12 protein-coding genes are annotated in these 12,260 nt (G+C 61.5%); 6 read left to right on the top strand and 6 right to left on the bottom strand.

Annotation, left to right across the window (positions count from 1 at the left end; genetic code table 11):
- Positions 1-60 precede the first annotated feature (60 nt).
- The 5 genes from AC1Q6Z_RS10115 (at position 61) to AC1Q6Z_RS10095 (ending at position 5,616) form a co-directional block, all read left to right on the top strand.
- A complete protein-coding gene (locus tag AC1Q6Z_RS10115) occupies positions 61-1,293 on the top strand; it encodes a polysaccharide pyruvyl transferase family protein (RefSeq protein WP_492647667.1) in 1,233 nt (410 codons plus the stop codon).
- A 190-nt stretch (positions 1,294-1,483) separates the two neighbouring features.
- Complete coding sequence (locus AC1Q6Z_RS10110; RefSeq protein WP_492647666.1) at positions 1,484-2,779, top strand: hypothetical protein; 1,296 nt, start codon at positions 1,484-1,486, stop codon at positions 2,777-2,779.
- 23 nt (positions 2,780-2,802) lie between these two features.
- Complete coding sequence (locus AC1Q6Z_RS10105; RefSeq protein ID WP_492647665.1) at positions 2,803-3,156, top strand: GtrA family protein; 354 nt, start codon at positions 2,803-2,805, stop codon at positions 3,154-3,156.
- 8 nt (positions 3,157-3,164) lie between these two features.
- A complete protein-coding gene (locus tag AC1Q6Z_RS10100) occupies positions 3,165-4,130 on the top strand; it encodes a glycosyltransferase family 2 protein (RefSeq protein WP_256115030.1) in 966 nt (321 codons plus the stop codon).
- Between the two features lie 31 nt (positions 4,131-4,161).
- On the top strand, positions 4,162-5,616 hold the full coding sequence (locus tag AC1Q6Z_RS10095; RefSeq protein ID WP_492647664.1) for a DUF6056 family protein: 1,455 nt from the start codon (positions 4,162-4,164) through the stop codon (positions 5,614-5,616).
- 62 nt (positions 5,617-5,678) lie between these two features.
- Here the strand turns inward: AC1Q6Z_RS10095 and AC1Q6Z_RS10090 are convergent, their stop codons facing one another.
- Entirely contained in the window at positions 5,679-6,419 is a 741-nt protein-coding gene (locus AC1Q6Z_RS10090) for an SDR family NAD(P)-dependent oxidoreductase (RefSeq protein WP_492647663.1), read from the bottom strand.
- Positions 6,420-6,556: 137 nt separating this feature from the next.
- On the opposite strand from AC1Q6Z_RS10090, the gene AC1Q6Z_RS10085 reads away from it, so the two are divergent.
- Positions 6,557-7,219, top strand: a complete 663-nt coding sequence (locus tag AC1Q6Z_RS10085) for a TetR/AcrR family transcriptional regulator (protein ID WP_492647662.1) — start codon at positions 6,557-6,559, stop codon at positions 7,217-7,219.
- On the opposite strand, the gene AC1Q6Z_RS10080 is transcribed toward AC1Q6Z_RS10085, so the two are convergent.
- The 5 genes from AC1Q6Z_RS10080 to AC1Q6Z_RS10060 are packed head-to-tail and all read right to left on the bottom strand — an operon-like array spanning position 7,216 to position 12,221.
- A complete protein-coding gene (locus tag AC1Q6Z_RS10080) occupies positions 7,216-8,160 on the bottom strand; it encodes an acetamidase/formamidase family protein (RefSeq protein WP_492647661.1) in 945 nt (314 codons plus the stop codon). The genes AC1Q6Z_RS10085 and AC1Q6Z_RS10080 overlap by 4 nt on opposite strands.
- A 34-nt stretch (positions 8,161-8,194) precedes the next feature.
- Complete coding sequence (locus AC1Q6Z_RS10075; RefSeq protein ID WP_492647660.1) at positions 8,195-9,184, bottom strand: ABC transporter ATP-binding protein; 990 nt, start codon at positions 9,182-9,184, stop codon at positions 8,195-8,197.
- Entirely contained in the window at positions 9,181-10,206 is a 1,026-nt protein-coding gene (locus tag AC1Q6Z_RS10070) for an ABC transporter ATP-binding protein (protein WP_492647659.1), read from the bottom strand. Before AC1Q6Z_RS10070 ends, AC1Q6Z_RS10075 begins: the two co-directional genes overlap by 4 nt.
- Positions 10,207-10,209: 3 nt before the next feature.
- Positions 10,210-11,181, bottom strand: a complete 972-nt coding sequence (locus AC1Q6Z_RS10065; RefSeq protein WP_256115022.1) for an ABC transporter permease — start codon at positions 11,179-11,181, stop codon at positions 10,210-10,212.
- A gap of 11 nt (positions 11,182-11,192) precedes the next feature.
- Positions 11,193-12,221 (bottom strand): ABC transporter permease, encoded by a 1,029-nt coding sequence (locus AC1Q6Z_RS10060; RefSeq protein WP_439615518.1) that lies wholly within the window; start codon positions 12,219-12,221, stop codon positions 11,193-11,195.
- Positions 12,222-12,260: the final 39 nt, after the last annotated feature.

The raw sequence follows: 12,260 nt of genomic DNA, 5'->3' as shown, positions 1-12,260 counted from the left end.
GCGCCACGAACGTGCTTGCCGACCGCAATGGCGAGTTTGTCGTTCCGCTTGGAGGTCGGCATGAAAATCGGGCTTTTCGGGCTCTTTGGATGCGGCAACAGCGGTAACGATGCATCCCTGGATTCGATGCTGATTTTCCTGCGCCGTTTTCGCCCCGACGATTCCATAACCTGCATTTGCCCGAATCCCGACGCGGTGGCCCGGGATCACGGCGTTTCCTCTATTGAAAGCAGCCCCGCCGGTTTTGCGACGTCGATATCCCGCTGGATGGACGCCCTGCTTTGGCATCTCCCGCGCCGGATCGTGGGCATGTGGTACGCCTTTCGATCCGCCCGCACCGTGGATATCCTGATCGTGCCGGGAACGGGCTTTCTGGACGACTTTCAGGATAACCCTTTCGGCTGGCCGTTCATGGCTTTCAAATGGTGCCTGGCCGCCTGGATATGGCGGCGGAAGATTTTCCTGGTCAGTATCGGGGCGGGACCCATTCGGCATCCACTGAGCCGGTTCTTCCTGGTCAGCGTGGCGCGTATGGCGAGCTACCGGTCCTATCGCGACAAGAATTCGCGACAATTCATGCAAAGCATTGGCCTCGATGTCAGCGATGACCGCGTGTATCCGGACATCGTCTTCAGTTTGCCGCCCGGCTCGGAGCGTTATCCTGCCAACGATCCCCGTGTCGTCGGCGTGGGCGTCATGTCCTATTTCGGTTGGCTCAAAGCAAATGTGAACGGCGCGGGCATCTATCAGACGTACCTGCAAAAACTGGAGGCGTTCATCGCCTGGCTGCTCGACCAGGGCTACGATATCCGCCTTTTGACAGGGGATGTCGGGGACTGGCCAGCCGTCGAGGACCTGCGCAAACGCATAGCGTTGTCCGACGCAATAACGCATTCAGGGCAGGAACGCGTCAAGGCGGTGCGAACCAGCGATCTGCGTGGCCTGATGGACGAGATCAACCAGACCAGCGCCGTCGTCGTGACGCGCTATCACAATCTGGTCAGCGCACTGAAGCTCGGTCGCCCCGCGATTTCGATCGAATATTCACTAAAGAACCAGGCCCTGATGGATGAAATGGGCTTGGGGGATTTTTGCCAGCATATCGAGGATCTCGACCTCGACCTTTTGAAGCAGCAATTCCAGCGGATGTTCGACGATCGAGCGGCCATTCGCGGCCGGATACTCGGCGCAAACGCCGATTTCCGCCAACGGTTGACGGCGCAGGAGAATATCCTCGCCGACCGACTGGGAGGGCTCAAGCCCGTTTACATTTCCCACGCGACGGTTGGTTGACAGCCATCGTCGCGGCCGCTTCTTCATCCAAAAGCGGTAGATGGGTTCCCTCAAAGGTGGATTCCATCTCCGTCATTCGCCGAGACCGTACCTGGGGTTTTGTCTGAGGCAAGTCCCTACGCCTGATGAGTAAGTTGCTTAACTCGGTGGTCATTGCCAGCATGGAGGCATCAGGGGTCGAGGGGCTGACATGGCATGGCTTGGCGTCGTTCTGTTGCTCTTCACGTCCATCGCCATGCTCGTCTCGGGTCTGTGGAGGCGCGGTGGGTTCTTCGATTTCCCCTTTCTCGCGGCCGCGATGTTCCTGACATTCGTCTTGCCGCAGATCCCGGGCCTGATCGACGACCGCTTCATGCCGCAGAATTCAGCGTTGTCTGGCGCCATCTTTTTCTCCTGGCTTTGCCTCGTCATGTGCTCTGTCGGGTGGCAGCTTGGCAAACATGCCAAGCTCGGGCCGGATCTGGTCTTCAGTGAAAAGCGCCTGCTTTATTATGCTGCCGGTTTGTCACTGGTGGGCGCCTACTTCTTCTACCGGTTCGGTCAGCTCGCCGACGAGGAGCGCCTTCGCGGCTTTCTGACCGGCACGGCGGTGGCCTATCTGTTCTTCGCCAAGATGCTGACCTACGGCCTTGCGATTGCGCTACTGTGTTACGCCCATCGCCGCTCCTCCCTCGCGCTCTGCATCATCCTTTTCGGTCTCGCTTTTTACTTCGACCGCATCGTGATCGCGGGCCGCCGCTCGGAAGCCGCCGAATTGGCGTTGATGGTTGCCCTTGCCATCTGGTTTCACCGGGGATGGGCGGTGCCGCGGTTTCTCGTGTCCTTAAGTCTGGTTTTCGCCATGGCCGGCCTGGTCAGTGCGGGGGAGTATCGAGCCGCGACCTATTACAACGGCGCGCCCGATTGGCGCGCGGTTCTGGAGATCAATCCCGTCGAGAATTGGCGAAAACTCCTGAAGCAGGGCGGTCCGGAGTTTCGAAACCTGGTGTTCTCCATATCGTCCATCTCCGAAAACCAGGCGTATGATTTTGGCGTATCGCACTGGAACTCGCTTGTGTTTGTGTACGTCCCCGCGCAACTCGTCGGAACGAAGGTCAAAGAAAGCCTCTACGTCGATACACCCGCGGTCTACTCAAAGGATTACGATCCCGCGCCGGGCACGACGCCGACTGGAATGATGGATTCCTTCGCCTCGTTCTCCTATTTCGGCTGTTTGAAATTTGCTCTGTTGGCGGGGGTTCTGAGCTGGATTTATTCCTGCGCCATGCAGGGCAACACCTCCATGCAGATCCTCTACATGCTCTCCGCCATGCCGGCGATGCTCGTCATTACGCATTTTACAAACGAGATCGTCATTGCCTGGGTGCACATGGCGGTGTTCCTCATGCCCGGCCTCCTCTACGCCGGCATGCGACCTGCGCACGGGCGCCCGGAAAACCCAAACGACTACGGCTTGGGGCGCGGAACCGCGCGTAGTGTGGTGTGAGGGATGACAAAGGCTGGTTGCAAATGCTGACGTCGTTTCTGAAATACGCATCCGTTGGTGTGCTGAACACGGCCCTTCACTGGACCGCTTTCTTTATCTTCCATGCAGGAGTTGGGATGCCGCAGAGCTGGTCGAATGTCTCGGCGTTCGCCATCGCAGTCACCTTCAGCTTCTTCGCGAATGCCCGGTGGACGTTCCATGCTGAATCTTCGCCCGCAAGGTTTGTTTTGTACTTCGGTTCCCTCGGTTTGATCGCCTATTCGGTGGGTGGCCTTGCCGACTATCTGGCGTTGCCTGCCATCGTAGCCCTGGTGATGTTCTCCGCAATAAGCCTGATCACAGGTTATGCCTGTTCTCGTTTTCTCGTGTTTAGATGAGGTGGCGCGTGTCTATTTCCCTGATTGTGCCGATCTACAATGAAGAGGCGACGATCCCGATCTTCTACGCGGCCGTCAGGTCGCAAGACGCGTTGAAGAACGAGTCGATCGAGATCGTTTTCGTCAATGACGGCAGTTGGGATCATTCTGCGGAAATCGTCCAGCAGATCATGAGCACCGACCCGCTGGTCCAGCTCGTCGACTTCACGCGAAATTTTGGAAAGGAGCCGGCACTCTTTGCGGGCCTGGCCTACGCAAAAGGCGATGCGGTCATCCCCATCGACGTGGATCTGCAGGATCCTATCGAGCTAATCCCGAAAATGCTGGAAAAATGGAGGCACGGTGCGGAAGTCGTGCTTGCCAAGCGCCAGGACAGATCCAGCGACAATTTTGTAAAACGAAGAACGGCGCAGGCGTTCTACGCTATTCACAACCTCATCAGCGACACCAGGATCGAAGAGAATGTCGGCGACTTCCGGCTGATATCCCGTCCGATCGTCGATGAAATCTTGCTCCTGCCGGAGCGAAACCTCTTCATGAAGGGCCTTCTCTCCTGGGTCGGCGGGCGTACCGAAGTCGTTGAATACAGACGAGCCCGGCGCGTTGCGGGAACGACGAAGTTCAACGGCTGGAAATTGTGGAACCTGGCGCTCGAAGGCATCACAAGTTTTTCGACCATGCCCTTGAGAATATGGACCTATATCGGCCTGTTCATCTCAACGCTGGCCTTCATCTACGGCACTTGGATCGTTCTGGACAAGCTTCTCTTCGGCAACAGCGTGCCGGGCTATCCCTCGATTTTTGCCGCGATCATGTTTTTTGGCGGCGTCCAGATCCTCGGTATCGGCATTATCGGCGAGTATATCGGCAGAATATACCGGGAAACGAAAATGCGACCCCGATATATCGTGCGGAAGTCGGCCACAAACCAAAGCGGACCAGTGTTTCCCGGAGGATTTCGTCAAAAAGTCTGACCGGTGAGCCGGCTGTGGCAAGGGGCGTAAAATGCGTGATTTTTCAACGAAGAAAACGGATTTTTTTTACCTGTTTTCGTTGGTGGCAATCGTCGGTTCCTGCATTCTGGTGATGATACTGTCGCTCACCTATACTTTTCTGGCGGAGGCCGCCGCGGACGACTATTGCAGCGCGGCTTTGTCGCAAACGGCGGGATTCTGGTATTCCTATGCGACGCTGCAATATTCGCAATGGACCGGCCGCTGGCTCGCAATGTCGATCTATCCTTATTTATTTCCACGCCTCGGGATCGATACGATAAATTACAGCGTGTTTTTGCTGCTAGCGCCGCTGATGTCCCTTGCCTCTTTTTACATCATGGCCCGCGTTATCCTTTCGCCGCTTATCAATAGAGCCACGTCGTTTTTCATCTCGCTCGCGATCACGGCGATATTCTGGGCCTATATGCCGTCCATCGGAGAGCTATGGTATTGGGCGACGGGCATCGTCGAATACCAGCTCCCGTTTTTTCTCCTGGTCATAGCGTCCGCTTCGCTTCTCGCCGTGACGAGAGGCCTTTATTCGAAAAACATGGACCTGCTTCTCACCGGCGTCGCGATGGTGAGCGCGGTCGCCTTGAGTGGCTTGAACGAGCTTCTTGGGCTTTACTTCGTTGCCTTCTGCGCGTTGCAACTGATCCTGGCGATGCTCCGGAGCGACAGGCGCGCCACCGTTCTATTCGCTATCGTGTTTTCAGCGGCAGTCATCGCCTGGTACATTTCCGTGTCCGCGCCGGGAAACGCCGTGCGCTCGGCGGGCGAGTTTCCAAATTCCATGCGTCTGGTGCCGGCAATTCTGGCGTTTCTTTATGATCCGGAGCACTCGTTCATCGCCTGGATCATAAATCCGGCGCTGATTTTCCTGACGGTCGCGCTGCTGGCGCATATGGGGAGAGAAGGCAGTCAGGTAAGCTCGGCGCCGGATGGGTCGAGCCCGGAACGCAAGATCCTGCATCTTCCCATTCTTTTTTGCGTTGCCTTGCTCGCGTGGTTCTGCGGGAGGTTCGTCGTGTCCTTCGCGCAGGGCACGATCTTGCCGGGCCGCGTGTCGAATGTGCTCTTTGCCGTGTTCATCGCCTCTGTTTTGCTCCTGCTCCCTCCCGCTCTCAAATGGCTGAGCGGTCGATCGGCGGGCCCCGCCAACTGGCCCAAACAGACGGCCGCAATCGCGTTGCTCCTGTTGTCGATGAGCCTGATTGCGGCACCGAATACATCGGCCGCGATCAATGATCTCCGGTTCAATTTTGCCGAATACCGCCCGGTCATCGAGGCCCGCAAAGCGGAGGTTAGAAATGCGCCCGATGACGCGGATCTCACCTTCAAGAGGCTGTCCCGTCCTCCGCGTCTGTTCTTCAAGCCTGAGCTTACCGGCGACCCGGACTATTGGGAAAACAAGTGCTACGCAAAATACTACGGGGTTAAGTCGGTCAAGGTCGTGGGCGAGTAGCGTGATGACGCGCCACCGTCTCCCAAGATAATCCCCCCGTTTTTGACGGGGGGATTTTCCGATCAGGTGGTCATGCCACCGTCCACCGTGAGGATCGTTCCGGTGATGTGGCGGGCGGCAGGGCTTGCAAGGAAGGCCACGGCGGCGGCCACGTCTTCCGGCGCGCCATACCGGCCAAGCGGGATCAGGGCGCGCTGAAAGTCGGCAAATTCGCCGTTGGAGGGGTTCATGTCCGTGTTCGTCGAGCCCGGCTGCACCAGGTTGACGGTGATATCCCGCGGGCCGAGTTCGCGCGCAAGGCCTCGGTTGAACGAGTGGAGTGCGGATTTCGTCATGAAATACACGGTCCCGGTATCGCCCACGATGCGTTCGGCACCGGCCGAGCCGATCGTGACGATACGACCGCCCGCCTGAAGATAGGGGATGGCAGCCTGTGAGGCGAGGATGGGCGAACGCACATTGACGCCCAGCAGCGCATCGATTTGCTCAGCGCTGATATTGGCGATCGTATCGTAGAGCGCGATGGCAGCATTGTTGACGAGGATGTCGAGACCACCCAGCGCTTCGGCCGCCTCCTGTACGGAACGCTTTACCGCGGCGGGATCGGCACTGTCCGCCTGTATGGCCAACCCTTTGCGGCCCTTCTCCTCGATTTTGCGCACGACCTCTGCGGCGCGATCGGCCGCGCGTTCATAGGTGATCGCTACATCCGCCCCTTTTTCAGCCAGCGCCAATGCGATCGCGGCACCGATGCCACGCGAGCCGCCCGTGACGAGCGCGCGCTTTCCAGACAATTCACTCATGGATCAAACCTTTCTGTAGTGATCGACATAGAATTAGCTAGGGATGCGGGTGCGGCGCGTCAAGGTATTTATGTATCGATCGGCACAATAAACGCGTAGAGTTGTCGAAATGGTTGGGGAGGTTTATATAATGATCGATGCAGAAATCGGACCAAGCCCCTGAAGTCATTGAATCCTCGCCGACCCGCGGGCGGGGGCGCCCGCGCGCCTTCGATCGAAAGGCCGCGTTGGCGCAAGCGACCCGGCTCTTCTGGCTCAAGGGTTTCGAGGCCACGTCGATGACGGACCTGACCGAGGCGATGGGGATCGGCTCACCCAGCCTCTATGCCGCCTTCGGTTCGAAGGAAGCGCTCTATGTAGAAGCGGTGGGTTTTTATCGCGAGAGCTACGAGGCTTACGTATGGGGTAAATTCCAGCGAGCGGAAACGGCCCGCGAAGCGATCTCGGCGTTCCTGCTGGATTCGGCCGCGGTCCTGACCGGCTGTGTCGAGGACATTCCCACCGGCTGCATGGTGGCCCTGTCGTCTGTCGGCAGCCAGGGCCATCTGGAACTGGGGGAGCTGGTCCGCGCCGCCCGTGCCGTCACCTTCGAGCGTATCGAGGCGCGTTTGGAACAAGCCGTGACAGATGGTGAAGTTCCCATCGCTGCGGACGTGCCGGCCCTGGCGCGTTTCATCCAGACCGTCCAGTTCGGCATGTCCATCTTGGCGCGCGACGGGGCCGGGCGCGCGGAGCTGGAGGCGGTTGCGCATGTGGCGATAACGGGTTTCGACGCCAGGGTGGCGGCGGCCTCCTTCTAGTCGAAGACGATGCGTGGGAAATAGAAGCTCACCACCCAGTTGGGCAGGTCGACGATCTCGCTGATCCTGAGATCGGCGCAGACCGAGCACAGCATATAGGCGTCGTTCGGATCGAGCCCATGTTCGGCGGCCAGCAGATCGACCATGCGCATGACGGCCTCGCGCGCGGCGGTCATCAGGTCGGGGCCGATGCCGGTGGTCACCTCATAGCCGGCGCCGTCGAGATGGCGGGTGACCGGGCCGGGCGTGGTGAAGCGCGGCGCGGGCGGGCGGGCATCCTTGACGAGCTCGACAGTCGCCTCGACATCCATGCGGCTTTCGATCGCTGTGCCGCAGACTTCGCCGTCGCCCTGCGCGGCATGCGTATCGCCGATGGAAAGCAGCGCGCCCTCCACCTCGACCGGCAGATAGAGCGTCACGCCGGCGGAAAGGTCGCGGATATCCAGGTTGCCGCCCACCCGGCGCGGCGGCACCACGGAATGCAGGCCCGGTTCGGCAAGTGCGACGCCGATGGTGCCGGCGAAGGGTTTTAGCGGCACGCGTCCTTTCGGCCCGAAGGCGGCAGGCGCCATCGTGCCTGAATCATAGGACCAGACATGCAGCGCGGGGTCCTTGAACTGGCCGGCGAGCAGGCCGAAGCCGGGGATGATGGCAGTCCAGCCCGCGCCCGAAGGATGGAAGGCGCGCAGCGTGATCTTCAGGGCATCCCCCGGCGCGGCCCCTTCCACGTAGACCGGGCCGGTGACCGGGTTGATGCGGGCGAAATCGAGCCCCGTCAGGGTTTCGAGCGTCGCATCGCGGCCGATCTGGCCGCCGGAAGAATCGAGGCATTCGAACAGGATCGTTTCGCCGGATTTCGCAACGATTGCCGGTTCAAAGTCCCGGCTCCAGCCGAAATAATGCCGGGTGCGGTGGATGGTGTGGGTGCAGGTGATGCACATCGGATATCCTTTCTGGCCTTCCGGATGCCGAGGGTCAATCCAGCGGAAAATGGCAGGCGACCTTGCGGCCCGCCGCAATGGTGGCGAGCTCCGGCCGCTGCTCGCGGCAGATGTCCTTCGTATAGGGACAGCGGGTGGAAAACTTGCAGCCGGGCGGCGGCGAGAGCGGACTTGGAATTTCGCCCGAAAGCAGGATGCGTTCGCGCTTGCCCCGGTTGTGGGGCTGCGGAATGGCGGAAAGCAGGGCGCGCGTGTAAGGGTGGTGCGGCCTTGCATAGAGCGCGTCCGTCTCGCCGGTCTCGGCAATCGAGCCCAGATACATCACCGCCACCCGCGTCGAGACATGGCGCACCACGGCAAGGTCGTGCGCGATGAAGACATAGGTGAGGTTCAGCCGCTCGCGCAGCTCGTCGAAGAGGTTCACCACCTGCGCCTGCACCGAAACGTCGAGGGCCGAGACCGGTTCGTCGGCGACGATCAGCTTCGGCTCCACGGCAAGCGCGCGGGCAATGCCGATGCGCTGGCGCTGGCCGCCGGAGAATTCGTGCGGATAGCGGTCGAGATATTCCCGGCGCAGGCCGACGAGTTCCATGAGCTCCTGCAACCGCTCCTCGACTGCAGCCCCTTCACGGATGCGATGGACGTGCAGCACTTCGGACAGCATGTCGCGGATGCGCCGGCGCGGATTGAGCGAAGCCGATGGATCCTGGAAGATCATCTGCATCTTGCGCCGCACGGGCTTCAAGGCTGCCGCGTCTGCCTTGGCGATGTCCTGTCCGTCGAAGGTGAGGTCGCCGGCCGTGATGTCGTAGAGCCGGGTGAGGCAGCGACCGAGGGTGGACTTTCCGCTGCCGGACTCACCGACAAGGCCGAGCGTTTCGGTGGGGTAGACGTCGAGATCGATGGCATTCACCGCATGCAGCACACGGCCCGAGCCGGGACGGATGGTCTTGCCGACGACGAAATTCTTGGTGAGCTTGCGCGCCGTGAGCAGCGGCTTTGGGACCGGCATTTCGGCACTCATGCGAGTTCCTCCTGCGGAAGGGCGGCGCGTCGGAGCGCGGGCCGTTCGGCGTCGTCGATGACGCAGAGCGCTGCCTGTCCGCCGACCTTCTGCAAGGGTGGCCGTTCGGCGCAGATGGGTCGGGCGAAGGCGCAGCGCGGTGCAAAGCCGCAACCGTCCGGAACGGTTTCGGGCGTCGGCGGCATGCCGGGGATCGAGCGCAATTTGGTGAGCCGTGGCCCGGTGAGCGGGGGAATGGACGCCATCAGCCCCCAGGTATAGGGGTGGAGCGGCGCGGAGAAGATTTCCTCGGTGCGCCCGCGCTCAACGATGCGCCCGGCATACATCACCGCCACCTGTTCGGCGACCTCGGCCACGACGCCCATGTCGTGGGTGATGAGGATGATGGCGGAGCCGAAATCCTTGCGCAGGCGAAGCAGGAGGTCGATCACCTGGGCCTGCACGGTCACGTCGAGCGCCGTGGTCGGCTCGTCGGCGACGAGGAGGACGGGATTGCAGGAGAGCGCCATGGCGATGACGGCACGCTGGCGCATGCCGCCGGACAGTTGATGCGGATAACGGTCGACCGCTTCGCCGGGATTGGACAGGCCGACCTCGCCGAGCAGTTCGATGGCACGGCGGCGGGCGGCGCGGGCGGATATGTTTTCGTGGGCGCGGATCTGCTCGGCGATCTGCCAGCCGATCGTATAGACCGGCGTCAGCGCCGTCATCGGGTCCTGCGAGATCAGGCCGATCTCCTTGCCACGGATCGCCCGCATCCGGCTTGCCGGCAGGTCGAGGATCGGCTTGCCGCGGAAGGAGACGGAGCCTTCCACGCGCGTGGCCTTCCGGTCGTGCAGGCCGAGAAGAGACAGCAGCGTCACCGATTTGCCGGAGCCGGATTCGCCAACGATGGACAGAATCTCGCCCTCGTGGACGCGAAACGAGACGTCGCGCACGGCCTGCACCAGGCCGCGGTCGCTGGCGAAGGAGACCGACAGCCCGTTGACGTCGAGGAGGATTGGTTTGTCCTGCTGCACCATGCGTCAGTTTCCCCTGACCCGTGGGTCGATCAGCACATAGACCACGTCCACCAGCGCATTGGCGACGACGACGAAAAAGGAGGCGTACATCACGGTGCCGAGGATCATCGGCAGGTCGAGATTGAGCAGCGCCTGGTAGGTGAGGCGGCCGACGCCGTTGAGGCCGAAGACGACCTCCGTCAGCAAGGCCGCACCGCCGACCAGCACGCCGAAATCCAGCCCGAACATGGTGACAAACGGTATGAGCGACGTGCGCAGCGCGTGGCGCACCATGACGCGCGCCGGGGACAGGCCCTTGGCGCGGGCGGTGCGGATGAAGTCTTCCTGATAGGCCTCGACGAGGTTGGCGCGCAGCACCCGGCCGTAGATGCCGATATAGAGGGCCGCCAGCGTGAACCACGGAATGACCAGCGTCTTGAACCAGCCGACGGGGTCCTCCATCAGCGGCTTGTAGCCGAGCGCCGGCACCCAGGAGAACATCCAGGTATCGTGGAAACGGCTCTGGCTGATCAGGTTCATCACCTCGCCCAGCCAGTAGACCGGCATGGAAACCCCGATCAGGGCGAGCGCCATCAAGCCGCGATCAATCAATGTGTCGCGCGTCAGCGCGGCGATCACGCCGACGAAAATGCCGCCGACGATCCAGAGTATCGCAGCGCCCGCAACCAGCGAGATGGTGACGGGTGCCGCAGCGACCACCGCCGGCACGATGCGATAGCCGCGGTTGACGAAGGAGGTGAGGTCCTGCGTCACGAAGAGCCGCTTCATCATGACGACGTATTGCACGGGAAGGGGCCGGTCGAAGCCGAACTCCTTGCGGATGGCCTCGACGGTCTCCTGCGAGGCATTGCGGCCGGCAAGGCGCGCAGCGGGGTCGGAGCCGGGGGTGGCGAAGAAGATGAGGAAGACGAGCGCGGAGATGCCGAACATCACGAAGAGCATCTGGCCGAGGCGCTGCAGGATGGCGAAAAACATGAAAAGCCTCCTCAGACCAGTTTCGTGCGCGGATCGAGCGCGTCACGCAGGCTGTCGCCCAAGACGTTGAGAGACAGCACCGTCAGCACGATGGCGATGCCCGGCGCCAGCGCAACGACGGGGCGCGTGTAGAGCAGCGTCTGCCCGTCCTGGATGATTGTGCCCCAGCTCGCATCCGGCGCCTGCACGCCGATCGACAGGAAGGAGAGCGAGGATTCCGTGATGATGTTGAGCCCCATCATCAACGGCACGAAGACGATAAGCATGGTCGAGACATTGGGCAGAATATCGTAGAGCAGGATGCGCCAGGCCGGGATGCCGAGCCCGCGCGCCGCCAGCACGAATTCGCTCTGCTTCAAGGACAGTACGCGACCGCGCAGCGGCCGCGCGACATAGGGCACGTAGATGATGCCGATGATGAAGATCGGCAGCAGCAGGCTGTCCGAGCCGATCTCTATCGGCCCGATGACGATGCCCTGTGAAATGAGCACGATGGAGAGCGAGATCGCCAGCAGGTAGACCGGAAACGCCCAGAGGATATCGAGGATGCGTGAGAGGATCTTGTCCACCCAGCCGCCGAAGAAGCCGGCGGAAATGCCGACGATGGCGGCAAGACAGAGACAGATGACGGTGGCGGAGGCGGCGATCAGCAGCGAGTTGCGCCCGCCATAGAGCAGGCGCGCGGCGACATCGCGGCCCTGCGTGTCGGCGCCGAGCAGATATTGCGGCCCCCAGGTCGGCCCGATCGGCGTAACACCGAGGCCGAGCCCCTCGGTCGAGGCCTGCATCACCTTCACGCGCTTGCCGTCGACCATGATGCGCGCGCTGAGATTGGAGCGGAACGGATCGGTGCCGGAGACGTAGCGCGCATAGAGCGGTGCCGCCAGCGTCGACAGGATGATCAGCACGAAGACCGCGGCTGCGAGCAGCGTCGCGCGGTCGCGCTTCAGGATATGCCAGGCGCGTCGCCACGGACCCGAGGAAGGGCGGGAGGAGACGGCTGGCGCATCGACGCGTATGGCCTCGGTAATATCGGTCATCTGTTTCCTGATCGGCTGCGGCAAGCGGGCGGCAATTGT

It is taken from the genome of Shinella sp. GW835-FHT14H05 (assembly GCF_058793575.1).
This window is presented reverse-complemented; position numbering and strand designations above follow the sequence as displayed.